Annotated in this window: 34 protein-coding genes and 1 tRNA gene; 5 read left to right on the forward strand and 30 right to left on the reverse strand. The window is 32.5% G+C overall.

The genetic code is table 11. The features are described 5' to 3' along the window. Positions 1 to 4: 4 nt before the first annotated feature. From ACFELV_RS01040 to ACFELV_RS01050, 3 genes are all read left to right on the forward strand, one after another. On the forward strand, positions 5 to 1084 hold the full coding sequence (locus tag ACFELV_RS01040; protein WP_375326208.1) for an IS4 family transposase: 1080 nt from the start codon (positions 5 to 7) through the stop codon (positions 1082 to 1084). A gap of 12 nt (positions 1085 to 1096) precedes the next feature. Beyond that, entirely contained in the window at positions 1097 to 1684 is a 588-nt protein-coding gene (locus ACFELV_RS01045) for a D-alanyl-D-alanine carboxypeptidase (protein ID WP_375326374.1), read from the forward strand. Positions 1685 to 1844: 160 nt separating this feature from the next. Next, positions 1845 to 2177: a YraN family protein gene (locus tag ACFELV_RS01050; protein ID WP_375326375.1), complete on the forward strand. Its 333-nt coding sequence runs from the start codon at positions 1845 to 1847 to the stop codon at positions 2175 to 2177. 153 nt (positions 2178 to 2330) lie between these two features. Here ACFELV_RS01050 and ACFELV_RS01055 read toward each other — a convergent pair. The 7 genes from ACFELV_RS01055 to ACFELV_RS01085 form a co-directional block, all read right to left on the reverse strand. After that, a tRNA-Met gene (locus ACFELV_RS01055) sits at positions 2331 to 2407 on the reverse strand. Between the two features lie 376 nt (positions 2408 to 2783). After that, positions 2784 to 3212, reverse strand: coding sequence for a 30S ribosomal protein S9 (gene rpsI, locus ACFELV_RS01060; protein ID WP_375327481.1), 429 nt, complete (start codon positions 3210 to 3212; stop codon positions 2784 to 2786). Between the two features lie 44 nt (positions 3213 to 3256). Continuing rightward, complete coding sequence (gene rplM, locus ACFELV_RS01065; RefSeq protein WP_375326376.1) at positions 3257 to 3733, reverse strand: 50S ribosomal protein L13; 477 nt, start codon at positions 3731 to 3733, stop codon at positions 3257 to 3259. Between the two features lie 303 nt (positions 3734 to 4036). Beyond that, positions 4037 to 5275 (reverse strand): PQQ-binding-like beta-propeller repeat protein, encoded by a 1239-nt coding sequence (locus ACFELV_RS01070; RefSeq protein WP_375326377.1) that lies wholly within the window; start codon positions 5273 to 5275, stop codon positions 4037 to 4039. A gap of 10 nt (positions 5276 to 5285) precedes the next feature. Then, positions 5286 to 5942 carry a DUF2659 family protein gene (locus ACFELV_RS01075; protein ID WP_375326378.1) on the reverse strand — a complete coding sequence of 219 codons (657 nt, stop codon included), beginning with the start codon at positions 5940 to 5942 and terminating at the stop codon, positions 5286 to 5288. A 232-nt stretch (positions 5943 to 6174) separates the two neighbouring features. Beyond that, positions 6175 to 6924, reverse strand: a complete 750-nt coding sequence (ybgF, locus tag ACFELV_RS01080; RefSeq protein WP_375326379.1) for a tol-pal system protein YbgF — start codon at positions 6922 to 6924, stop codon at positions 6175 to 6177. 551 nt (positions 6925 to 7475) lie between these two features. After that, positions 7476 to 7856 carry a helix-turn-helix domain-containing protein gene (locus tag ACFELV_RS01085; protein WP_375326380.1) on the reverse strand — a complete coding sequence of 127 codons (381 nt, stop codon included), beginning with the start codon at positions 7854 to 7856 and terminating at the stop codon, positions 7476 to 7478. Positions 7857 to 8260: 404 nt separating this feature from the next. On the opposite strand from ACFELV_RS01085, the gene ACFELV_RS01090 reads away from it, so the two are divergent. Further along, positions 8261 to 8497, forward strand: a complete 237-nt coding sequence (locus tag ACFELV_RS01090; protein ID WP_375326287.1) for a hypothetical protein — start codon at positions 8261 to 8263, stop codon at positions 8495 to 8497. On the opposite strand, the gene ACFELV_RS01095 is transcribed toward ACFELV_RS01090, so the two are convergent. Beyond that, positions 8488 to 9567, reverse strand: coding sequence for an IS4 family transposase (locus tag ACFELV_RS01095; protein ID WP_375326208.1), 1080 nt, complete (start codon positions 9565 to 9567; stop codon positions 8488 to 8490). The genes ACFELV_RS01090 and ACFELV_RS01095 overlap by 10 nt on opposite strands. A 1189-nt stretch (positions 9568 to 10756) precedes the next feature. Between ACFELV_RS01095 and ACFELV_RS01100 the strand changes: the two genes are divergently transcribed. Continuing rightward, on the forward strand, positions 10757 to 10993 hold the full coding sequence (locus ACFELV_RS01100; protein WP_375326381.1) for a hypothetical protein: 237 nt from the start codon (positions 10757 to 10759) through the stop codon (positions 10991 to 10993). Positions 10994 to 11182: 189 nt separating this feature from the next. Here the strand turns inward: ACFELV_RS01100 and rpsT are convergent, their stop codons facing one another. From rpsT to rplV, 22 genes are all read right to left on the reverse strand, one after another. Continuing rightward, positions 11183 to 11443, reverse strand: a complete 261-nt coding sequence (rpsT, locus tag ACFELV_RS01105) for a 30S ribosomal protein S20 (protein ID WP_375326382.1) — start codon at positions 11441 to 11443, stop codon at positions 11183 to 11185. Between the two features lie 32 nt (positions 11444 to 11475). Further along, positions 11476 to 11889, reverse strand: a complete 414-nt coding sequence (gene rplQ, locus ACFELV_RS01110) for a 50S ribosomal protein L17 (protein ID WP_375326383.1) — start codon at positions 11887 to 11889, stop codon at positions 11476 to 11478. A 13-nt stretch (positions 11890 to 11902) separates the two neighbouring features. Then, on the reverse strand, positions 11903 to 12922 hold the full coding sequence (locus tag ACFELV_RS01115) for a DNA-directed RNA polymerase subunit alpha (protein WP_375326384.1): 1020 nt from the start codon (positions 12920 to 12922) through the stop codon (positions 11903 to 11905). A gap of 18 nt (positions 12923 to 12940) precedes the next feature. After that, complete coding sequence (rpsK, locus tag ACFELV_RS01120) at positions 12941 to 13327, reverse strand: 30S ribosomal protein S11 (RefSeq protein ID WP_375326385.1); 387 nt, start codon at positions 13325 to 13327, stop codon at positions 12941 to 12943. 12 nt (positions 13328 to 13339) lie between these two features. Further along, positions 13340 to 13717: a 30S ribosomal protein S13 gene (gene rpsM, locus ACFELV_RS01125; RefSeq protein ID WP_375326386.1), complete on the reverse strand. Its 378-nt coding sequence runs from the start codon at positions 13715 to 13717 to the stop codon at positions 13340 to 13342. Positions 13718 to 13778: 61 nt separating this feature from the next. Further along, positions 13779 to 14417: an adenylate kinase gene (locus tag ACFELV_RS01130; protein WP_375326387.1), complete on the reverse strand. Its 639-nt coding sequence runs from the start codon at positions 14415 to 14417 to the stop codon at positions 13779 to 13781. A gap of 266 nt (positions 14418 to 14683) precedes the next feature. Further along, a complete protein-coding gene (gene secY, locus ACFELV_RS01135; RefSeq protein ID WP_375326388.1) occupies positions 14684 to 15985 on the reverse strand; it encodes a preprotein translocase subunit SecY in 1302 nt (433 codons plus the stop codon). A gap of 3 nt (positions 15986 to 15988) precedes the next feature. Continuing rightward, the gene (rplO, locus tag ACFELV_RS01140; protein WP_375326389.1) at positions 15989 to 16444 is read right to left on the reverse strand and encodes a 50S ribosomal protein L15; all 456 of its coding nucleotides are present in this window, start codon (positions 16442 to 16444) and stop codon (positions 15989 to 15991) included. Then, the gene (gene rpmD / locus ACFELV_RS01145) at positions 16431 to 16670 is read right to left on the reverse strand and encodes a 50S ribosomal protein L30 (protein ID WP_375326390.1); all 240 of its coding nucleotides are present in this window, start codon (positions 16668 to 16670) and stop codon (positions 16431 to 16433) included. The genes rplO and rpmD overlap by 14 nt, the downstream gene beginning before the upstream one ends. A gap of 252 nt (positions 16671 to 16922) precedes the next feature. Continuing rightward, positions 16923 to 17456, reverse strand: a complete 534-nt coding sequence (gene rpsE, locus ACFELV_RS01150; protein ID WP_375326391.1) for a 30S ribosomal protein S5 — start codon at positions 17454 to 17456, stop codon at positions 16923 to 16925. Positions 17457 to 17470: 14 nt separating this feature from the next. Further along, positions 17471 to 17827 (reverse strand): 50S ribosomal protein L18, encoded by a 357-nt coding sequence (rplR, locus tag ACFELV_RS01155; protein ID WP_375326392.1) that lies wholly within the window; start codon positions 17825 to 17827, stop codon positions 17471 to 17473. 16 nt (positions 17828 to 17843) lie between these two features. Continuing rightward, the gene (gene rplF, locus ACFELV_RS01160) at positions 17844 to 18377 is read right to left on the reverse strand and encodes a 50S ribosomal protein L6 (protein ID WP_375326393.1); all 534 of its coding nucleotides are present in this window, start codon (positions 18375 to 18377) and stop codon (positions 17844 to 17846) included. 9 nt (positions 18378 to 18386) lie between these two features. Next, positions 18387 to 18785, reverse strand: coding sequence for a 30S ribosomal protein S8 (gene rpsH / locus ACFELV_RS01165; RefSeq protein ID WP_375326394.1), 399 nt, complete (start codon positions 18783 to 18785; stop codon positions 18387 to 18389). Positions 18786 to 18803: 18 nt separating this feature from the next. Then, positions 18804 to 19109, reverse strand: a complete 306-nt coding sequence (gene rpsN / locus ACFELV_RS01170; RefSeq protein WP_375326395.1) for a 30S ribosomal protein S14 — start codon at positions 19107 to 19109, stop codon at positions 18804 to 18806. A gap of 18 nt (positions 19110 to 19127) precedes the next feature. Continuing rightward, positions 19128 to 19670, reverse strand: a complete 543-nt coding sequence (gene rplE / locus ACFELV_RS01175) for a 50S ribosomal protein L5 (protein WP_375326396.1) — start codon at positions 19668 to 19670, stop codon at positions 19128 to 19130. Then, a complete protein-coding gene (gene rplX, locus ACFELV_RS01180) occupies positions 19670 to 19999 on the reverse strand; it encodes a 50S ribosomal protein L24 (protein ID WP_375326397.1) in 330 nt (109 codons plus the stop codon). Before rplX ends, rplE begins: the two co-directional genes overlap by 1 nt. Beyond that, entirely contained in the window at positions 20000 to 20368 is a 369-nt protein-coding gene (gene rplN / locus ACFELV_RS01185; RefSeq protein ID WP_375326398.1) for a 50S ribosomal protein L14, read from the reverse strand. A 67-nt stretch (positions 20369 to 20435) separates the two neighbouring features. Next, the gene (rpsQ, locus tag ACFELV_RS01190) at positions 20436 to 20669 is read right to left on the reverse strand and encodes a 30S ribosomal protein S17 (protein WP_375326399.1); all 234 of its coding nucleotides are present in this window, start codon (positions 20667 to 20669) and stop codon (positions 20436 to 20438) included. Between the two features lie 4 nt (positions 20670 to 20673). Then, on the reverse strand, positions 20674 to 20886 hold the full coding sequence (gene rpmC / locus ACFELV_RS01195; protein ID WP_375326400.1) for a 50S ribosomal protein L29: 213 nt from the start codon (positions 20884 to 20886) through the stop codon (positions 20674 to 20676). Next, a complete protein-coding gene (rplP, locus tag ACFELV_RS01200) occupies positions 20879 to 21289 on the reverse strand; it encodes a 50S ribosomal protein L16 (RefSeq protein ID WP_375326401.1) in 411 nt (136 codons plus the stop codon). The genes rpmC and rplP overlap by 8 nt, the downstream gene beginning before the upstream one ends. 16 nt (positions 21290 to 21305) lie before the next feature. Next, entirely contained in the window at positions 21306 to 21962 is a 657-nt protein-coding gene (rpsC, locus tag ACFELV_RS01205; RefSeq protein ID WP_375326402.1) for a 30S ribosomal protein S3, read from the reverse strand. A gap of 3 nt (positions 21963 to 21965) precedes the next feature. Beyond that, on the reverse strand, positions 21966 to 22325 hold the full coding sequence (gene rplV, locus ACFELV_RS01210) for a 50S ribosomal protein L22 (protein ID WP_375326403.1): 360 nt from the start codon (positions 22323 to 22325) through the stop codon (positions 21966 to 21968). Between the last annotated feature and the right edge of the window lie 2 nt (positions 22326 to 22327).

Below are 22327 nucleotides of genomic sequence, written 5' to 3' on the forward strand. Positions count from 1 at the left end.
ATTAATGGACTCTCAATCACTATACCAAATATTATACATATTTTTAGATTGGCACCCAGCACGAATTAAAACATTTGCAGAATTAATTTGTGCAGTAGTAAAAGCTAAAACTGTGAGAATCAAAGAATTAGCACTGTATGTCGCTTCTAAAGGCAATTTGCATGCCAAGATTGTTAAAGTTGAGCGTTTGCTTTTAGAACAAAATATGTGCTTTATAAGTTTAGGGAAAATTATTGTTAAATTGCTCTGTCTAACAGGTAAAATTAGCCTTGCCATAGATAGAACCAGCTGGCAATTTGGTATTAAAAATTTGAATTTTTTTGTTGCAACTATCGTTTATGGTAATATTTCAATTCCTATAGCATGGTTGTTACTTGATAAAAAAGGCAACTCTTCTACTAATGAAAGAAAGAAATTGATTGAGCAAATTTTAACAATTATACCTAAGGAAATGATAGAGCTTATCCTTGCCGATCGGGAATTTGTTGGTGAGGAATGGTTGCAATATATGGGTGGAATCCAAAAATTACCTTTTGCTATCAGGCTAAGAAAAAGTGAGAAGGTCAAGCATTTCAACGGTGGCAAGATGAAGTTGAATAAATGTTTTGCCGATATGCAAATGGGTGACACTAAAACTATAGAAAGCAAAATTTACAATGGTATGGCAATTAAAATAACTTGTTTGCAATTAGAAAGAGAGCAACTATTTATTGCTAGTAATGTGCTTATTGGTGAATGTGCTTTGCTAGCATATAAGCAGAGGTGGAGCATTGAGCGACCTTTTCTGTCTCTCAAGTCATCTGGATTTAATATTGAAGATACCCACATTACAGATCAAAAAAAGCTGGAAAAACTATTTGCAATAGTATCTTTATCCTTAGCTATTTGCGTGCTTGCTGGTGACATTAAGAACAAAATTTATCCTATAAAGATCAAAAAACATGGTCGTAAATTATACTCATTATTTACTTACGGATTTGATTGGATAAAAGATTATTTTTATAACTCGTTAAGTGATACCCCTGCTATGTTGTTTTCATTACTACGAAAACACATTATGCATGCCTTTCAACTTCAACAATAAGTGTGGGGTACTATGAACAATAATATTAAAATAAAGGGGGAAATTTTATATAGTAACAAGCCGGGAATAGCTCAACTAATTGCTCGAAATGAGAAAAACTTTTATCAAGTTGCTAGTGAGGCTTTAAAAACTTCAAATGACTATATTACCGATTACTTATTTGCTGAATTCGCTGATATATATGGGATAAATGATTGGCCAAGGGCAGGAATGTTATTAAAACAATATGTACTGCAAAATTTTGCGATCAATTTAAATGAGACACGAGTAGTTGATGGTTCAGGACTATCCAGGTATAATATGTTCACCCCAATGCAATTTGATGAGTTCTTAACGAAGATTTATCAGGACCCAAACTTCGAAATCATTAAGTTAATGTTAGCAAGACCAGGAGAAGTAGGTACTTTAAGTAACCGTTTTCAGGGAGTAAATATTTTCGCTAAAACTGGTACGATGTCTGGCATTTCTTCCTTGATAGGGTATGTATTTGATAAAAACAACGCCCCCTATAGTGTTGTAATAGTTAGTAATAATTACTTAGGGCCCAAACTAAAATATGCCCAACTAGAAGAGAAAATAATCAGGATATTATTAAATTAATTATAGCCTGCGGATTTAGCTGGTGGCACTTGAATTTAAAGGTGAGTTGCGAAAGCAGTATAAAGAATACGTGAGCACACAAAAATCCTGCCAAATCAAAGGTCACCAGCTAAATACCACAGGCTATAAGTTCTGTGGAAAAAATTTGAAGAAGAATATAGTGAAAAAATTTACCCTTGGCTTAATAGCGGAGTATATAACAATTATTATTTATAAATTGCAATTTTATCAAATTTTATATCACCGTAAAAGATATTATGTAGGAGAAATTGATATTATCGCTCTACGAGGACAACAACTTATTTTTATTGAAGTTAAAGCAAGGAATTCCCTTGACTATAGGGTGTTATCACCTCAGCAACAGGTGAGAATAAAGAAATCTGTGAATATATTTTTATATTCTAATCCAAAGTATCAAAATTATTGCATCCGATTTGATTTGGTCATTATTAGACCATATAGCTTACCAATTATTATAAAAAATGCATGGTAAATAACAAGCATTCTTGCCAGGCTAGGAAATTCAACGCCCAAACTGAACCGCCCTGTTCTCCTCTTTCTATGGCAAAAATTTGCAACATTAGTAAAGCAATGTTGAAATGTGGGCGACCTATACCCCAAGTAATTTAGTTTGTTAAGTCATTTGTGGTAGCGAGAGAGGGACTTGAACCCCCGACATGCGGATTATGATTCCGCTGCTCTAACCAACTGAGCTACCCCGCCATACTATATAATGTAGGAAAATTAAAGTAACTTGTTTTTGTTTTTTTGTTACAAATTGTAAGGTTTTTGAATATAGATATATACTCTTCGCCTTTCAAGAATTTTTTCATTAGGCTTCTTTCGAAACGCTACTCGAGATGGTAATTTGTACATCGCATCTAGGCTCAAATCCTCACATACATTTAAGTGCGTTGCAGGTTGAAGCTCCCCCTTAGCCTTCTTCAAATTCCCTACCAGAAGCAAGCTCTAAAAGAATTCGATTATAGAAAGGAGTTAGTTACAATCATGTATTAGTAGCTTACTTACGCACCACTGCCACTGTCAAATAAAATCCAATTTGAAAATCAAATGAGTATAACTTACACTCTATAAACTTTTAACGTTTAGAAAATTGGGTGCTTTTACGAGCTTTATGTTTACCATATTTTTTACGTTCTACTACCCGTGAATCACGAGTCAAAAGACCGGCTTTGTGTAAAAGTGCATGAAATTCAGGAGCAATCTTGTTAAGTGCTCTAGCAATCCCATGCAATACCGCTCCCATTTGCCCTGATATGCCACCCCCTTTAACAGTACATATTATATCATATTGTCCAGAAGTCTTGGTAATAACAAAAGGTTGTAATAATGTTTTAATGTGAGTCTCACGACTAAAATATTGTTCCACATTTTTTTTATTGACTATAACCTGACCATTGCCACTTTGGATCCAAACCCGAGCTATTGCATTTTTCCTTCTTCCAGTACTATAAACTTTATTGCTAATTAATAGTGATTTTTTGCTTTTTACTAGTTTATCTGACATTATGTTAGCGTTTCTAGGGGCAGTGTTTTGGATTTTCAATGTTGTCATGATTTATTACTTTTATTCTTAGGGTTTTTGCTGGCAAAATCATAAAATTCTGGTTGTTGGCCCTGATGTGGATGGTCAGCGCCGGCATAAACATATAGGTTCCCCATTTGCTTAGAACCCAGTACATTTCTAGTAATCATTCTTTTGACTGCAAGCTTTACAACGCGTTCCGGATGTTTACTCATTAAAGTTTTTCCGGCAGTAGTTTCTTTAATTCCTCCTGGAAAACTAGTATGTCGATAATAAATTTTACCATCTTTAAGATTCGACTTGTTGCCACTCAAATAAATACGTTTCGCATTCACTATTATTATATAGTCTCCGCAATCTAAATGAGGAGTATACGAAGGCTTATGTTTACCACGCAAGATTTTAGCTACTTCACTAGCAAGTCTACCTAATACAAGATCTGTAGCATCGATAATCCACCACCGCTTCTGAATCTCTGATGGCTTTGCAGAATAAGTTTTCACGTTAAATAACTTTATTAATTACAAATTTAGTTTTTATCTACACCAATTAGCTACTGGCGTATACTTAAATAGCATTATATACAGCGATTTGTCAAGCTAAATGTATATATTATATTCTAGGTTCTGCTCGCAAAATTTTTAGGTCCTGTTTTGGCATGTTGTGCCTGCAAATATAGGCAAATTTTTTGAAATAGGTGGACTATTGACTTGCAAAATTCACCTATATTTTCGGTAAAAATCTGTTCAAAAAGTCTACTAAAAAATTTTGCGAGCAGAAATCTAGGGCAACATCTCCTATTAGCTTTATTCTGGTAGTAAATTTACAAAAATAATCTTTCGGTCAGTGATGAAATACATATTCCCTTCCATTGTTTTACCATAATATCCAATATTTTTAGCAATTTTGTCAATTTGTGGATATGCTACTAAATTATTCTCATTATCTGACTGAAAACTATATAATTCTCCCTTATTAGATATGACATTTAATTGCCAACCATTACCAAATTTACTAATAATCGGAGCCAAAAATAAAGACGCTTTAAGTTTTTTTGTATTTGGCGAAATTAAGCTTGCGACAAATTTAATTTTACCTGTCTCAGTACTAACTGCTCCTACTTGCCCAGCATTATTAGTAATGAATAAGGTATTACCTGTTAATGATATTGACTGAATATCTTCTGCTTTAGTATGCCATAGGATTTTCCCATCTATAATATTTAACTTCATTAACTTACCACTACTGCTTGCTATATATAGTGATGAATTGTGCACTACAGGCTTACATATGATAGAAGAAGCCTCAAAATTTGGTACCCCCGCCCCCTGATCTAGAGATATATTACGGGTCCACAATACCTTACCCTGACGATTTAATACTACAATTTCTCCCGAATTATAGCTTACTATTATATGCCCATTCTGCACTATAGGAGCCACATGATAACTTGAAGATAATGTTTCAAACATATTTTCATGTTGCCAAACAAAATTTAAGTTTTCTATATTCATCACTAATATTTGATTACTTATTGTTTGCACTAAAATATTAATGCCATCAATTAATATTGGTTTTATCCTAATTATATCCGGCAACTCCTTTCTTATTATTTCGTGCCCTGAAGCACTATCTAACACTACTAAAAACCTTGACCCATAAGTGACATATAATTTGCCATTATGGTATAGGAGGCCGCCTCCTGAATAATGATCATTCTTATTAATGCTTATATTATACGACCAAATAATAGCTTTACTCTTATTAGAAAAAGCAGAAACATTCCCTCTTTTATCAATATTATAGATAACATCTTGGTACAATATTGGCTCTGCTATTATTTGATGTGTAGCAATAACATATTCTTTGCCCTGCAACATTTTTGGAGTAAAGTCATTGATCAAGGGATCTACTTTAATCACCTCATCATCTTCTACTATTAACTTAGGAGTTAATTCTGTAATATTTTTAGTCTTTTGAGATCCAATACCACAAGAACCTAAAATAAAGATTAGGCAAAAAGCGGCTAATAGTTGTTTTTTCATGCTTATATTTTTATTTTATTGTTGTCAAGAGAGCAAGCAAAGCGTTAGCTTGCTCTTTTATACTTAAGGTTAGTTCCTCTAATGAAATGAGACTAGTCAAAATATTAACCGCTAACCCTTCCGCACCTCTTTTAATATACCAATGTGCTTTCAACAGGTTAGCTGTTCCATAAAATGGCTTATCAATGTTATTAAAGTAATTTAAGTGTTCTTCAAGTTCTTTAATATGTATGTCCGATAAAGATATTTTATCTATATTTAAGCTTATCCAAATTAAGCGGGCATAGGCGGTAGTTAATTCATCATAATGTTTATTATTGATCGCATTATGTAATAAATTATCAACTTGTGGCCAATTATTACGTTTTATCTCCAAGCCAATTTGTTCAATAACTGCTAATTCTTGAATTTTATTATTACTCATAGCCACTAGCTGCTCTAATGTTTTAATAGTTAATTCTCCATTAGTACTAGCCATATTTTTAACTAAAATGTCTCCCATTTCTTGATTATTTCTTATTGCTTTATCATTATACCAATTATTTATCCCCATTATTATTACAGTGATGACTACAAAAACTATTACTATAGGAAGAAGTTTTCTAAAATAATACAACCTTTTTTGCTCTTTATGATCATTTAAAATCTCTTCTAAAATATCTGTCATTGTTAATTTACCTTGTTACTCACAGCATAAGTTCTTAGATTAATAAGTCTCACCTTTAATAATTTTGCAGTTATAATTTAGGTTTCTTGTGAACATTTCTATGTAATGGTCCATTCGCCGTTATTTTCATTCTCGAATCCTCAGGTACAACCCTAGTGCGCTGCAGTTCTGCAAGCGAACATACCTATAAAATCTACTCATTACATAGAAATGTTCACAAGAAACCTACTACTCAATTTTTACAGCCGAATTTAGTTTGAGCCTCTTTAGTTCTGGTCACTGAGGTCATTGCTCTACTAGGAAATTCAACTTCAAGTTTATTGAGAATAGCGCAAGCTTGTTGGTGTTTATTAAGGGACCCTAGAGATAATGCTAGTTTCAGCAGGGAATCAGAAGCTTTTGCTCCTTTAGGATCTTGTTTATAACCTTTCAAATAATTTACAGCTGCCTTATCAAAGATATTACGTTTAGCAAAAGTTTCACCGTACCAGAAATAAGCATTACTTACTAAAGGGCTACTTGGAAAATTTTTTAAAAATTCAGCAAATTTTTTCTCCGCTTCCACTAATTTATTCTCTTTAAATGATGCTAGGGCTAAATCATATAGCTCTTTATCTTTAGCTATATTGTTTTGAGAATTATTTGTGCTACTCTTACTCTTCTTATTCTCTCTTATTACCGAGGGCTCAGTAGTCAGCTCAAAGATATCGGTCAGAAGTTCTTCCTTAAGATTCTTTCCCCCTACGCTAGGCAGCACAGCAGATCCCTGTTGTAGTAAGTTTAAACTTGCCTCTAATTTGGCAATATTATGCTCTGCTATTTCTATTCTACCTAATAAATGTTGATTTTCTCTTTCCAGCGCCTCTAATCTATCTATATCATTATAGGGAGCAAATTTTAAGCTTCTTCCCGTGATATCCTCTGCCGCTAAAGTATTAAATGACGAACAAACAATTAATAAAATTGTGTAAATAGCTTTCATTATTAATATCATATATAAAAACGAGCTTAATTATACTACAAAAATTATAAGAAGCCAGGTTTTTTATAATAGCTCCTGCAATAAATGAGTTCAGCGAGAATAAAATATTTATTAGTTGGTGATTTAAAAATATAATTATAGTTTATCGTAATTATTTTAGTAAAAATTAACTGGATTAACACAAAATTAATATTATTGTTTGACAATAATATTAATTTCTGTTAGTTGTATATTAAAATTTTAATATACAACTAAAGACAACGTTCTCGTGGAAACTAGTTAGGGTGGAGGGAAGCTCAGATATATCTGCTCAACATTACAACAAACAGATTAAGGCTTCATGCATAACCTAAAGGTAACTCTCAGGATTTTCAACCGACACGAAGACAAGGCGATTGACTTACACAAAACATATAAGCAGTACCAAGTTTGAGTAACTAAATTGCTAGAAAGATTATACAAAAACTCTTTTATCGAAAGAATACCTTGATTTTTGCATATTACTGCCATGTTATTCAAACACATGCGGGGTGTATAATCTCTTCACAATCTCATATGGTTGTTTCTTTAATAAGAGATCTGATTAGAGCATTCACAGCTTGCTGGTGCTCAGGATTACGAATTTTCATAAAATTTCTTGATACTTCAATGCACATACGCTGATGTTGAGTTAATACTGGTTCTATATTATTGGCTCCTTCTAATCCTTCATAAAAATAATCAATAGTTTTATCTAACGCCTTAGCAATAAGCACCAACCGCCCTATCGATATTCTATTAACCCCTTTTTCATATTTTTGTAATTGTTGATGAGTTACCTCTATTACATCCGCAAGCTGCTGACGGGATAACCCTTTAGCAAGGCGCAGGGAATAAATTTTTTCTCCAATGAATTGATCAATTTTTTGTATATAGTCATTTTTTCTTGCCATTCTAACTCCTTAATGAATGATTAAATATTTTTAATATATACATTATTAACAAAAGCAAATATTTATGTCATATACTAATAAGCTCATTTAATAACAGGATACAATTACTAACTTACTATGAAAAAACGTATCTACTAGGACGGTAATTGCTACTTAATATATTTATTTTTACTGATGCTAAAAGGTATTTAAAATTTTTTAACTATTATATAATTATTGCAATCCTACAGATACTTAATGAAATTGTAAATTATAATTTTATTTTATTAGAAATTTTTAAACTATTCTTTGTTAGTAAAAGATCATAGTACCCCACAGATTTTACAGGAGGGTTAAAATAATAAATTGAATAAGTGACTGAGAGTCACTAATCTCCGCTGAGAAACAAGCAACAGGAGGTATTAATGGACTCTCAATCACTATACCAAATATTATACATATTTTTAGATTGGCACCCAGCACGAATTAAAACATTTGCAGAATTAATTTGTGCAGTAGTAAAAGCTAAAACTGTGAGAATCAAAGAATTAGCACTGTATGTCGCTTCTAAAGGCAATTTGCATGCCAAGATTGTTAAAGTTGAGCGTTTGCTTTTAGAACAAAATATGTGCTTTATCATAGTACCCCACACTTATTGTTGAAGTTGAAAGGCATGCATAATGTGTTTTCGTAGTAATGAAAACAACATAGCAGGGGTATCACTTAACGAGTTATAAAAATAATCTTTTATCCAATCAAATCCGTAAGTAAATAATGAGTATAATTTACGACCATGTTTTTTGATCTTTATAGGATAAATTTTGTTCTTAATGTCACCAGCAAGCACGCAAATAGCTAAGGATAAAGATACTATTGCAAATAGTTTTTCCAGCTTTTTTTGATCTGTAATGTGGGTATCTTCAATATTAAATCCAGATGACTTGAGAGACAGAAAAGGTCGCTCAATGCTCCACCTCTGCTTATATGCTAGCAAAGCACATTCACCAATAAGCACATTACTAGCAATAAATAGTTGCTCTCTTTCTAATTGCAAACAAGTTATTTTAATTGCCATACCATTGTAAATTTTGCTTTCTATAGTTTTAGTGTCACCCATTTGCATATCGGCAAAACATTTATTCAACTTCATCTTGCCACCGTTGAAATGCTTGACCTTCTCACTTTTTCTTAGCCTGATAGCAAAAGGTAATTTTTGGATTCCACCCATATATTGCAACCATTCCTCACCAACAAATTCCCGATCGGCAAGGATAAGCTCTATCATTTCCTTAGGTATAATTGTTAAAATTTGCTCAATCAATTTCTTTCTTTCATTAGTAGAAGAGTTGCCTTTTTTATCAAGTAACAACCATGCTATAGGAATTGAAATATTACCATAAACGATAGTTGCAACAAAAAAATTCAAATTTTTAATACCAAATTGCCAGCTGGTTCTATCTATGGCAAGGCTAATTTTACCTGTTAGACAGAGCAATTTAACAATAATTTTCCCTAAACTTATAAAGCACATATTTTGTTCTAAAAGCAAACGCTCAACTTTAACAATCTTGGCATGCAAATTGCCTTTAGAAGCGACATACAGTGCTAATTCTTTGATTCTCACAGTTTTAGCTTTTACTACTGCACAAATTAATTCTGCAAATGTTTTAATTCGTGCTGGGTGCCAATCTAAAAATATGTATAATATTTGGTATAGTGATTGAGAGTCCATTAATACCTCCTGTTGCTTGTTTCTCAGCGGAGATTAGTGACTCTCAGTCACTTATTCAATTTATTATTTTAACCCTCCTGTAAAATCTGTGGGGTACTATGAGAATCGATATAAGGTTTCTAATAATTTAGTTCTCACTATTTCCAACAAAATATATTTTCTAGCTCACAAGAACTAGAAGTGATTTATTGAGAAACCATATGTTAGAGGCAAGTTAGAAAACCATGATAAGACAGATCAATAAGCCAATAACGAATCCTTCTTAACTGCGCCAATAATTAATCGACATACTAACCTTATATTAATACTATATCAAGTAATTTTCTTACTAGATACACTGCACTTCTGTAAACTATTCTATAATTACTCACTGATTATTCAGATGAAAAACTTGCGGAATCAACATAGCTAAATAAAACTAAAAATTCAACTAAAATGCATTAAAAAATTAGGCATTGCCTAAAAACAATTGATAAGATAAGTAAAGGGTTTAAAGAATAATAAGATATAAAGAGAAAGCTCTAACATTATAATGTATTTAGAGTATTTTTAGTTTTTCTATTTTATCTTGCTAAGTTATCTCTATAAGATGAATTTTTGGCTGCAACTAAGCAAGTTTCAGCTTTATCAATTATATGCTTTGCACTTATTTTATACTTACTATAAACCTCATAATCATTCGGTACATACATATTTGATATTATAGAGCTCAAACCTAAATGCTAACTAATAGTAAATATAGCTTAGATCTAACGATCTAAGCTATACAAGCTTTATATTTTTATCTTTGTACTCTATCTTGTAAACCATTAGACTTCTTTTAGAGCTCGCTTCTGGTAGGGAATTTGCAGAAGGCTCCTCGCTTCAAACCGCAGCGTATGGCATAAATCGTTAAGGTGCTGACACTATATGTATCTCCAAGTGCGCATATCTATTATGCTTTTGGTATGTTACCTTGTTTGTATCCTACTGATCTAAGCTATACTTAAATGTATGTGAGGATTTGAGCCTAGATTCGGCGTACAAATTACCCTCTCAAGTAGAGTTTCGAAAGAAGTCTATTTCTTCACTCTCTCTTCAGATTGACATTGCTTACATTCCTTCCATGCTCCTGACATTACTATTTCTTATTGCTTTTCTAGTATAGAGCTTAGCAATATATTCTCAATATGTCAACTGTACTTAGGCAATGCCAAGAAGATATAAACAAAATAGGAGAAGAGGAGAAGAGGAGTTGATATTTGATTATGAAGTGGGAATTGATGATAATATTGTATCATTATATGTATGGGTTGGTCAGAACAAGAAACTCTTTCTTATTTATGGAGAGCGACCTGAGCATACTCTTGGACTGTCAAGAGTTGTTTTTTTATTGTATCGGGATTTTGAGTACTCACATACTGAAGCGTATAGCATAAATCATTAAGGCTGACACTATATGTATCTCTAAGTGTGCTATTATGCTTTTTTGTATATTACCGTGTTTGTATCCTACTGATCTAATATCATCTCCACTCTTACCTGTTAAGAACAACCTTATCAAAAGCGACATAAAAATCAATCACTTTGGTTAATAATAAATTGTTATTATTAATTTTAGGATAAGCAGTTTATGCTACATATTTTTTATCTTCTGAGCTAATCTACTAATAGTCCGTGAAGCAGTATTTAATTTAACAATTTTTTTAGTTACTCCTTTCATAATTTCAGATTGAGCAATTATCAAAGCAGATTTTGCGGTTTCTTCAGAACCTTTAACAATTTCTTGTAACACTTTCTTAATATATGTCTTAATTTTACTCGCTCTACTTTTATTAACCAAAGTCTTTTTGATTGTTTGCCTAATTGCCTTTCTTGCCGCCGAATGATTAGCCATATAAGTTATTGCCCTATAATAAATTCATAATTTTATTCTTCATGTTGTTTATCAGTCTTTTTAGGCGCCATACACCCTTTACTATTTACATCTCTCTCAACAAATTCAATATAGGCAACAGCAGCCATATCACCATAACGAAACCCTGCTTTTATTATTCGAGTATACCCTCCAGGTCGTGCATTATATCTCTTTCCTAAAACGTTTAGTAACTTCTCAGTAGCAACGTGATCTTTGATCTGAGAAAGAATTCCTCTCCTCGTAGCTAAATCAGACTTTTTTGCTTTAGTAATTAACCTTTCAATGTAAGGTCTAAATTCCTTTGCTTTAGGTAATGTGGTTTTAATTTGCTCATTCATTACAAGCGCTACCGCCATATTAGCAAACATAGCCTTTCTATGACTACTTGTTCTATTAAGCTTTCTTCCCTTAATTTTATGTCGCATGTTTCTACCTTAATTAATATGGGTCTTCATAACGCTTAGATAGCTCTTGTATATTTTCTGGCGGCCATCCTGATATATCCATACCAAATTTTAACCCAAATCCTACTAATATATCTTTAATCTCATTTAGCGATTTTCTACCAAAATTTGGCGTTTTTAGCATTTCTGCTTCCGTTTTAATAACCAAATCACCTATATAAATTATATTAGCATTTTGCAAACAATTTTGAGACCTAACCGACAGTTCTAGTTCAGCAACCTTTTTTAACATTGCGGGATTAAACGATAATTCCTCTAACTTATCTTGTTTATCTTCTACTTGTTCTTCAAATGTAATAAAGAGCTGTAATTGATCTTGCAAAATTCTAGCCGCAAGTGCGATAGACATCTCCGGAGAAATACTTCCATTAGTTTCAACAGTCATAATTAATTTATCATAATCCGTAACCTGTCCTACCCGGGTATTTTCTATCTTATAAGTTACTTGTTTTACCGGACTAAATAAAGCATCTATTGGTATTACTTCTATTGCAGAGCTAGTATCCTCAGTGGGCACAGCTGGTACATATCCTTTGCCTGTTTCACACCCTAACTCCATTTCAAGCTGCGCCCCTTTGGCCAAAGTACAAATCACATGGTCTGATGATAATATCTCTACCTCATGACTTGCTGTTATCATGCTGGCAGTTACTATACATGGACCAGTAGCATTTAACCTTACTGTTCTCTTCCCTGCAGTATGCATTTTAATCACTACAGACTTAAGATTTAATACTACATCAACTAAATCTTCTTTTACTCCAGGTATAGCAGAAAATTCATGCACAACTCCTGGTATTTTAATTGAGGTTATAGCAGCACCTTGAAGAGAGGAGAGTAAAATTCTTCTCATGGCATTCCCTACTGTCAACCCAAAACCTCTTTCCAAAGGCTCGACAATTACTTTTGCCATATAATTATTTCCAGCTGGGTTTTCATACACTATTTTGGAAGGCTTAATTAGGGAGTTCCAGTTTTTATTTAACGATAACATTTCTTACCTATTGAACTTCTATACTCTTCTTCTTTTTGGCGCTCTAACGCCATTATGTGGGACTGGTGATACATCGAGAATTAATGTCACTATAAAATTTTGGCTAAAAACTGCTCTCATAGCAGATTCTCTTTGAGCACCGGCCCCTTGCACTCTAATTGACACAGTTTTCATACCATGCTCTTTTGCTAGCTCTGATGCTTTATCTACAGTGACTTGAGCAGCATAAGGGGTAGCTTTCCTAGCACCTTTAAAGCCATTAGTACCTGCAGTAGAGAAAGCTATAGCATTCCCTTGTACATCTGTAAAAGTGACAATGGTATTATTAAAAGTTGTTTTGATATGTACAACTCCAAGAGTAATATTTTTCTTCTTTTTCTTAATTTTACTGCTAACCTGACTCATTATTATACCATATTACTTTGTAACTTTTTTCTTACCAGCAATTGCCACTGCTTTTCCCTTTCTTGTACGCGCATTAGAATGAGTATTTTGACCACGGACTGGCAACTTTCTTATATGTCTAAGCCCTTGATAACATCTAATATCCTTTTTTCTTTTAATATTAAGGTTCACTTCCCTTCGTAAGTCACCTTCAACCTTATATTCTTTTTCAATCATGTTCCGCAAAATAATCAGCTCTGGATCTGTTAACTCTTTTACTCTTTTACTTGCTGATATTCCCGCTTCCCGGCATATGGCTGCTGCAGCAGAAGAACCAAGTCCATAGATATAAGTTAAACTTATTACTACTCTCTTGTTCACGGGAATATTAACACTTGCTATCCTTGCCACAAATAATCTCCAAATTTTCTATAACTACTAAAACGAAATAATATAAAAATATACTATAAAGTCAAATTATTTTTAACAACTTGTCTATAGCAAGTTCTATATCTTCCCGGTTTTTATTAGCATTAATACTATATAACTGTTGATTATTTTTATAATAATCAACCAAGGGATTGGTCTCTATCTGATATTCTGCTATTCTTTGTTTAATTGTACTTTCATCATCGTCTTTTCTATGGATAAATTGACTCGACCCACAAACATCACAAACATTCTCAATTTTCAGCTTAATAAAAAATTTATTGTAGATCTGACCACAATTTACACAGCTAAATCTCCCTAGAATTCTTTTTATAATTGTTTGTTCCTCTATTATAAAAAATAATATTTTAACTTCTTGTTTTACCAAATTATTAAAATATTTCGCTTGTGCTACATTTCGGGGATATCCATCTATAATATATCCCTTCTCATATTTTTTTTGCGATACAAACTTTTGGACTATATTATTCACTAATTCTGAAGGTACTAACTTACCTCTAGACATATAAAATTGTAATAACTGACTTTCATTATCCCCTTGTTCTACCAGTTCTCTAAATATATCTCCAATAGATATATGTGGTAAATTTAATTTTTCTGCTAACAACTTCCCTTGAGTTCCTTTCCCTGAACCAGGAGGCCCCATAAGTGCTATAATCACTTTAAGCTCGTTTTTGAGATAAAATAATACATATCTTTATGTTATCAAAATCTTAAGTTAAATTTAAATTTTTCAGCCAACTTAAAAAACTATTCTAATAATTAATTAAAACTGTGCAGATGATATACTCATTTGCACTCAAAAATTGGATTTTATGTACCAGAGATAAACGCGCGAAAGTCACATACTAGTACATGAGCATAGCGATATTCTTTATAAAACGACAAAACAATTCTTGAAAGGGGCGAAGTATACCACCAGCTATATTAATTTTTTAGCTTCATCTTTTTAATTAACCCTTCATATCTGCTACTAAATAAATGAGATTGAATTTGGGTAAATGTATCTAATACTACATTGACAACAATTAGAAAACTTGTCCCTCCTAAAGAAAAAGAGACGGCATACTGATTCATGATCATTTCTGGTACTACACAAATAAAGCTCAAGTAAATCGCTCCTATTACTGTTAATCTAGTAAGCAAATAATCAAAATATTCCGATGTATTTTTCCCTGGCCTTTTTCCCGGAATATAAGCACCATATTTTTTTAAGTTATTTGCAGTTTCCTCAGAATTAAAAATTATTGCCGTATAAAAAAAACTAAAAAACATTATCAATGTAATATATAAAAGTATATACAAAGGCTTACCATGTCCTAGATGGAAAGTTATCCAATTCATAGTTTCTGAATTATTACTAGAAAAATTAGCAATTGTAATAGGGAATAGCAAAATTGAGCTCGCAAATATTGGAGGAATTACCCCAGCCGTATTAAGCTTGAGAGGCATGTGTGTTGCATCGCCTCCATAAATTTTATTACCCACCTGCCTTTTAGGATATTGTACTAGAATTTTCCTTTGTGCCTTTTCAAAAAAAATTATCACCATTACAATGACCGTAACCCCTAAACAAATAGCTATCACTACTAAAGAAGACAGCCCTCCATTCCGGGATAATTCAAACATATTGATAATAGCACTAGGCACTCCAGAAACTATCCCTATAAATATAATTAAGGAAGATCCATTACCAATGCCACGCCCAGAAATTTGTTCTCCAAGCCACATAAGAAACATTGTTCCTACAACTAAAGTAATTACAGTAGTAACTTTAAAAATTAACCCCGGGATAATTACTACCGGACCTACATTAGTTACAGCATGCTCTAAACTTATCGCAACTCCATATGCTTGAAAAGAGGCTAATACCACTGTTAAATATCTAGAAAGCTGGTTAATTTTTCTCTTACCGGATTCTCCTTCCTTCTTTAAGGTCTCTAAAGGCTTATAGGCGATTGACATTAATTGAATAATAATGGAAGCAGTGATATAAGGCATAATTGCTAAGGCAAAAATTGACATCCTACCCAAGGAACCACCAGATAGCATATTAAACATCCCTAATATTCCGGACTGATTCTGTTGCACCACTGCATGCAATGCTATTGAATCTATACCTGCAATAGGAATAAAAGACCCTATCCTACAGACTACAAGCGCTAAAATAGTAAAAATGATTCTACTAATCAAATCCTGGTTAGATTTTTGTGTGGAGTTTAAAGTCATATATTACAATATTTGGCCGCCAGCTTGTTCAATTATTTTCTTTGCATTTATTGAATAAGCATCTAATTTAAATGAGATAGGGCTATTAAATTCACTACTCCTGTCTGACAGTAATTTGACTAATACAGCGGATTTTTTTATCAAACCTACTTCCAGTAACTTTGATTTTGTGATTATTTCATCACTTTTCAAGATTCCTGCAGATAATAAAAGCTCTACATCTATAATATTTATCGCTTGATATTTTGTAGAATTAGGACAATTAAAGCCACGCTTAGGCAACCTTTTAATAATAGGCATTTGTCCTCCTTCAAATCCTTTAATTGCCACTCCGGATCTGGATTTTTGTCCTTTAACTCCTCTGCCACAGGTTTTACCCATGCCACTCCCAATACCTCGTCCTACTCTTTTTTTTGCTTTTTTAGCTCCGAAATTATTAGATAATTCATTTAACTTCATTTTCTAAACTCAAATTTATATTTTCTACTTTTAACAAGTGTCGTACCTTGTTGATCATACCTTTAATAGAATTAGTATTATCTAAAATAACAAATTTATGCATTTTATTTAACCCTAAGCCAATTAAAGTTTGTTCTTGAGTATATTGACGTCCTATCTTACTACCAATCTGAGTAATTTTAATTTTTGTATTATGTAATTCTTGTGCTTGCTGAGTGGTATCCATAAATCCCTACGCCTAAATCTTTACTGTTATTTAATTACAAACTCATTATAAAATAACACTATTATTATAATAAAACATTTTTATAGCTAATGGTTTAGTTTCATTTTACTACATTTTTAAATTTTTAGCAGTATCATTTTCTATCTATGGCTTGATATATTGTGCTTACCTTACTTTGCTAGGATAAATATAATAAGAGTTCTCCTTATATTTACCCTATACTATACAGGCAAAAATTCAATCATGATTAAGTTATCCTGCATCACTAGCTTTTACAACTTTCGTAGATATTTCATTAATTTTTTTTCCTCTTCTTTCAGCGATATTTTTAGGGGATGAAAGTTGAGATAAAGCATGAAAAGTAGCTAAAATCATTGCGTATACATTATTAGAACCTAAAGATTTAGCTACAATATCATGGATCCCTAAAGAATCAAAAATCGCTCTCATTGCTCCTCCAGCAATTACCCCAGTACCCGCTTTAGCTTTTCTTAAAATAACTTTTGCCGCTCCACTTTTACCAATCACATCATGATGGATTGTCCTACCTTGATAAAGAGGGACTTTAATTATATTTTTTTTTGCTTCTTGGGTAGCTTTAGCTCTAGCTTCAGTTACTTCTTTTGCTTTTCCATGACCGTACCCAACTTTACCTGCTTTATCTCCAGTAACCATACAAGCAGAAAAAGAAAATTTTCTTCCTCCCTTTACTACTTTAGTCACTCTATTAACGTCTACTAGTGTTTCTGAGAATGCTTCATTTATATTTTTTGTAGCTTTAGCCATTTTAAAACCTAAACTTAAAATTTTATTTTGTTTCTTGCTGCCTCAGCTAACGCCTTAACAACCCCGTGATACTTATAGCCCCCTTTATCAAAAACAACTTCTTCTATACCTTTAAGTACTGCTCTTTCTCCTATTAATTCTCCTACTTTTATAGCAGTACTAATATTACAGTTTGATTTTTTGAGTTGTCTAATCTCTTTTTCTAAAGTAGATGCCGAAATCACTGTAAGAGATTGCGTATCATCTATAATTTGAGCATATATATGTTTCCCTGATTTAAAAATAGACAATCTAATTCTGCTGGACACTTGAGATATTTTGCTTCTAACCCTAAGCTTTCGTGTGTCAAACTTTAATTTTGCGCTACGCATATTTTACTCTTAAATATTAATTTTTCTTTCCTTCTTTTCTTTGAACATATTGCCCTTTACTTTTTATACCTTTACCTTTATATGGCTCAGGTTCCCGTTGTCTCTTAATAATCGCCTTAAACTGGCCTAATTGTTCTTTATCTGCGCTTTCTAAAATAATAGAATTAGGCTTAGGAACATTCACTTTAATATTAGTAGGTATTTCAATTTTAGTGTTATGACTTTTAGCAAGCATTAAGTTTAAATATTGACCCTTTACCCAAGCTTTATAACCTATGCCATTTACTTCAAGCTCTACTGTAAATCCTGTTTTAACTCCGTTTACCATATTACTTATAACTCTGTTTGCAGTACCCCACATGCTTCTTGCTTTTTTACTATTCGTTAATGGTTTAACAAAAAGTAAATTATCTTGCAATGAAATTGCTATACTTCCAGAAAAAGTTTTAGTTAACGCTCCCAGTGGCCCAGTAACATTTACTTGCAGACCATCCAACTCCACTTGTACCCCTGAAGGTATAGAGACCGGTAATTTTCCAACTCGTGACATTTTTATACCTTAAAACACTTTACAAATTATTTCACCGCCCACATTCTGTTCTTGAGCCTCTCTATCAGATAATACCCCTCTAGAAGTAGACAGAACATAAATACCCATATTGTTATAATACCCCTTTAACTTACCTATTGACGAATAAACTCGCTTGCCTGGCTTAGATACTCTATCAATTTTACCTATAGCGGGGTTTCCTTTAATAGAATATTTTAAATATATCTCTACTTGACTTATATTTTTATCCTGAAAGACTCCATATCCTTTTATATAACCTTCCCCTTCCAGCACCCTTAAAATAGCGCATTTCGTTTTTGAACAAGGTAGCGTGACACTCATTAACTTACTTTTTTGACCATTTCTAATTCTAGTCAACATATCTGCAATACTATCTGTCATTGACATATAAATAAACCCATTATTTTACCAACTTGCTTTTATTAAGCCAGGCACTAAACCTTTACTTCCAAGCTCTCTTAATTTATTTCTTGATAAGCCAAATTTATTATATACTCCCCTTGGCCGCCCTGTAATTTCACACCTATTTCTGATTCTACTTGGAGCAGAATTTCGAGGTAATTTCGCTAAAAGCATTACTATTAAAAATCTTTCTTCTAAAGATAGAGCTTTATCATAAATTTTTTCTTTTAACCCAACACGTTTACTATATAAGCGTTGTGCCATTTGTTTCCGACGATTATTCTTTTGTATAGAACTGATTTTAGCCATTCTCTTTCTTCTAAATTATTAATTATAAAAAGGTAAGTTAAAGTTTGAAAGTAGAAATTTTCCTTCTTCATTAGTTTTAGCACTTGTCACAATAGTTATATCCATGCCACGAATCACGTCTATCTTATCATAATTAATTTCGGGAAAAACTATTTGCTCTTTTATCCCAAAAGTAAAATTGCCCCTACCATCAAAACTTTTACTTGAAAACCCTCGAAATTCTTTAACCCGTGGCAAAGCAACAATTACTAATCTTTCCAAAAAATCATACATTCTATCTTTCCGCAAAGTAACTTTACATCCTACTTTCATTCCTTCACGTAACTTAAAAGTAGCAATCGACTTTTTTGCTTTTATTACTAAAGGCTTTTGGCCAGAAATAAGCGTTAAATCATTGATCGCATTATTAATTACTTTAGAATCCGCTACTGCTTCGCCAACACCCATATTAATAACTATTTTTTCAATTTTAGGTAGCTGATGTTTATTACTATAAATGAATTTTTTTTGTAAACTTGGTAAAATTTCTTGCGTATATAATTCTTTAAATCTCAGTAACATTATTTACCTTCCCTATCAATCATTTCCCCAGATTTTTTTGCTATTCTTACTTTAACACCATTTTCTAAAATTCTAAAACCAATTTTAGTGCTAGATCCTGTCTTAGGATCAATATAAGCTATATTAGATATATGTATAGGTAATTCTTTGGCTATAATTCCCCCCTCACTTGCTTGTGTCGCTTTAGTATGTTTACGCACAATATTTATCCCAGATATAATAGCTTTATTTTCTTTTGGGAAAATTTTTAATATAGTACCTTTTTTACCTTTATTTTTTCCTGTAATCACAACAACTGTATCACCTTTTCGGACTTTCAGCTTTATCATTTACAATACCTCCTCTGCAAGCGACATAATTTTCACAAATTTTTTTGCTCTTAATTCTCTCGTCACTGTTCCAAACACTCTAGTGCCCATAGGTTCCCCCTGCTTATCTAATAATACTACAGCATTAGTATCAAATTTAATAGTACTACCATCAGCTCTTCTCACTCCTGTCTTTGTCCTAACAATTAAAGCCTTATGCACATCACCACTTTTAACTTTTTTACCTGGGAATGCTTCAACTATAGACACTACAATCACATCTCCCAGATTTGCTATCATATGATGAGAACCACCAAGCACCTTAATACATCTCACCTTTTTTGCTCCAGAATTATCTGCAACATTTAAGACACTTTCCATCTGAATCATAACAAATTTCCACCACAAATTTAATTAGCAATAAAATAATTTTCCCAACATCAGTTAAAGATAAATTTTATTCTTCGCGTACCACTACCCAAGTCTTAGTTTTAGAAATAGGCCGGCTTTCTACTATACTAACTTTATCTCCCTCTTTATAGACATTCTCTGGATCATGTGCCGCATATTTTTTAGAGACTTTGACAATTTTTTTATATATAGGGTGTTTAAATCTACGTTCTACTTTCACTTTAATTGTTTTATCAGCTTTTGAACTTACAACAACACCTTGTAATACTCTTCTTGGCATTTCTCTATTCTCCCGTTTTTAAGCGTATATTTAACTCGGTATTAATGCGGGCTATAATTTTTTTTACCACAGCAAATCTACTAGTATTCTTTAATTCACCTAATGTACTCTGAAATCTTAGGTTAAAAAATTCTTTCTTATATTGAATTCTCTTTTTGATCAGCTCGTCAGTAGTATGATGTATTAGTTCTTTTGCAGATAAATCAGAATTATTCATATCGCCTCACTACCCTTGTTCTCACGGGCAATTTTGCACTAGCAAGCTCTAATGCCCTATTTGCTACTTCATCTGTAACCCCTTCAATTTCAAACATTATTCTTCCAGGAGATACTCTAACTGCAAAAAATTCAGGACTGCCTTTGCCTTTTCCCATTCTCACTTCTGCCGGCTTTTTAGATACAGGCAAATCTGGGAAAATTTTAATCCATAACTTCCCCTGTCTTTTCATACAACGAATAGCTGCTTTACGAGCCGCTTCTATCTGTCTAGCAGTTACTCTTAAACCATCTAAAGACTTCAATCCAAAAGCGCCAAAAGCTAACAATGTACCCGCTTTAGCTTTCGATGAAACTCTCCCTTTATGAGCTTTTCTAAATTTTTGTTTTTTCGGAGCTAACATTATTTTTCTTCAAAAATTAATTATATTTTTTTCTATTTTCAACATGATCACCTTTATAGACCCATACTTTTACACCTATTACACCATAAGTTGTTATAACTTCGGCTTTTGAATAATCAATATCGGCTCTTAAAGTATGTAGTGGGACCCTCCCTTCTCTATACCATTCAGTTCTTGCTATCTCAGCTCCAGCCAAACGACCAGAACAGGCTACTTTAATTCCTAAAGCCCCTTGTTTTAAGCAAGCCTGGATAGCAGTTTTCATAGCTTTTCTAAAAGACACTCTTTTTTTAAGTTGCATAGCAATTGTCTTAGCAATAATCGCAGCATCTATATTAGGTTTTTTGATTTCATGTATATTAATATATATTTCTTCTAAACTAGTAATTTTTTGAATATCTTTTTTTAATTTATCAATATCATTACCACTTTTCCCAATAATAATTTTAGGGTTCTTAGCAAATATATTAATTATAACACTTTTGTTAGAAGGCCTCTCTATTAATACTCTACTAACTTGGGCTTGAGAATAATTTTTATTAATTAACTCTCTAATTTCTAAATCCTGAATAAAAAGAATTTTATATTGTTTCTCAGCATATAATACTGAATCCCAACTTTTTATTAATGTTGGACCTACCCTAAAACCATGTGGATTAACTTTTTGCCCCATATTTTATTTCCCCTCAATTTCTGTAACTGTAATATACAAGTTACTAAAAAATTTATTAATTCTGGTTGCTCTTCCTTTAGCTCTAGGCATAACTCTTTTCATTACTAACCCTTTCCCTACAGTTGCAGAAGTCACATGTAGAGTATCAATATCTAAACCAAAGTTGTTTTCCGCATTAGCAATAGCAGATTGGAGACATTTTTTAACCTCATTAGCAATTCTTTTAGGGGAAAATGTAAGTTGTATCAAGGCTTCAGATGCCTTCATATTTCTAATAGAAGTAGCCACTAAATTTAATTTTCTTGGGCTTACTCTAAGAGATTTCGTAATTGCTATAGCAGAATTTTGATTCACCTTCACCATAT

The sequence above is a fragment of the Candidatus Tisiphia endosymbiont of Nemotelus uliginosus genome (genome assembly GCF_964264835.1).
GTDB lineage: Bacteria > Pseudomonadota > Alphaproteobacteria > Rickettsiales > Rickettsiaceae > Tisiphia.

Coding starts and splice junctions, on each gene's coding strand:
- ACFELV_RS01040 (WP_375326208.1), top strand. CDS start 5: ATGGACTCTCAATCACTATACCAAATATTATACATATTTTTAGATTGG.
- ACFELV_RS01045 (WP_375326374.1), top strand. CDS start 1,097: ATGAACAATAATATTAAAATAAAGGGGGAAATTTTATATAGTAACAAG.
- rpsI (WP_375327481.1), bottom strand. CDS start 3,212: ATGTCAGATAAACTAGTAAAAAGCAAAAAATCACTATTAATTAGCAAT.
- ACFELV_RS01070 (WP_375326377.1), bottom strand. CDS start 5,275: ATGAAAAAACAACTATTAGCCGCTTTTTGCCTAATCTTTATTTTAGGT.
- ACFELV_RS01075 (WP_375326378.1), bottom strand. CDS start 5,942: ATGACAGATATTTTAGAAGAGATTTTAAATGATCATAAAGAGCAAAAA.
- ybgF (WP_375326379.1), bottom strand. CDS start 6,924: ATGAAAGCTATTTACACAATTTTATTAATTGTTTGTTCGTCATTTAAT.
- ACFELV_RS01085 (WP_375326380.1), bottom strand. CDS start 7,856: ATGGCAAGAAAAAATGACTATATACAAAAAATTGATCAATTCATTGGA.
- ACFELV_RS01090 (WP_375326287.1), top strand. CDS start 8,261: ATGGACTCTCAATCACTATACCAAATATTATACATATTTTTAGATTGG.
- ACFELV_RS01095 (WP_375326208.1), bottom strand. CDS start 9,567: ATGGACTCTCAATCACTATACCAAATATTATACATATTTTTAGATTGG.
- ACFELV_RS01100 (WP_375326381.1), top strand. CDS start 10,757: ATGCCAAGAAGATATAAACAAAATAGGAGAAGAGGAGAAGAGGAGTTG.
- rpsT (WP_375326382.1), bottom strand. CDS start 11,443: ATGGCTAATCATTCGGCGGCAAGAAAGGCAATTAGGCAAACAATCAAA.
- rplQ (WP_375326383.1), bottom strand. CDS start 11,889: ATGCGACATAAAATTAAGGGAAGAAAGCTTAATAGAACAAGTAGTCAT.
- ACFELV_RS01115 (WP_375326384.1), bottom strand. CDS start 12,922: ATGTTATCGTTAAATAAAAACTGGAACTCCCTAATTAAGCCTTCCAAA.
- rpsK (WP_375326385.1), bottom strand. CDS start 13,327: ATGAGTCAGGTTAGCAGTAAAATTAAGAAAAAGAAGAAAAATATTACT.
- secY (WP_375326388.1), bottom strand. CDS start 15,985: ATGACTTTAAACTCCACACAAAAATCTAACCAGGATTTGATTAGTAGA.
- rplO (WP_375326389.1), bottom strand. CDS start 16,444: ATGAAGTTAAATGAATTATCTAATAATTTCGGAGCTAAAAAAGCAAAA.
- rpmD (WP_375326390.1), bottom strand. CDS start 16,670: ATGGATACCACTCAGCAAGCACAAGAATTACATAATACAAAAATTAAA.
- rpsE (WP_375326391.1), bottom strand. CDS start 17,456: ATGGCTAAAGCTACAAAAAATATAAATGAAGCATTCTCAGAAACACTA.
- rplR (WP_375326392.1), bottom strand. CDS start 17,827: ATGCGTAGCGCAAAATTAAAGTTTGACACACGAAAGCTTAGGGTTAGA.
- rplF (WP_375326393.1), bottom strand. CDS start 18,377: ATGTCACGAGTTGGAAAATTACCGGTCTCTATACCTTCAGGGGTACAA.
- rpsH (WP_375326394.1), bottom strand. CDS start 18,785: ATGTCAATGACAGATAGTATTGCAGATATGTTGACTAGAATTAGAAAT.
- rpsN (WP_375326395.1), bottom strand. CDS start 19,109: ATGGCTAAAATCAGTTCTATACAAAAGAATAATCGTCGGAAACAAATG.
- rplE (WP_375326396.1), bottom strand. CDS start 19,670: ATGTTACTGAGATTTAAAGAATTATATACGCAAGAAATTTTACCAAGT.
- rplX (WP_375326397.1), bottom strand. CDS start 19,999: ATGATAAAGCTGAAAGTCCGAAAAGGTGATACAGTTGTTGTGATTACA.
- rplN (WP_375326398.1), bottom strand. CDS start 20,368: ATGATTCAGATGGAAAGTGTCTTAAATGTTGCAGATAATTCTGGAGCA.
- rpsQ (WP_375326399.1), bottom strand. CDS start 20,669: ATGCCAAGAAGAGTATTACAAGGTGTTGTTGTAAGTTCAAAAGCTGAT.
- rpmC (WP_375326400.1), bottom strand. CDS start 20,886: ATGAATAATTCTGATTTATCTGCAAAAGAACTAATACATCATACTACT.
- rplP (WP_375326401.1), bottom strand. CDS start 21,289: ATGTTAGCTCCGAAAAAACAAAAATTTAGAAAAGCTCATAAAGGGAGA.
- rpsC (WP_375326402.1), bottom strand. CDS start 21,962: ATGGGGCAAAAAGTTAATCCACATGGTTTTAGGGTAGGTCCAACATTA.
- rplV (WP_375326403.1), bottom strand. CDS start 22,325: ATGGTGAAGGTGAATCAAAATTCTGCTATAGCAATTACGAAATCTCTT.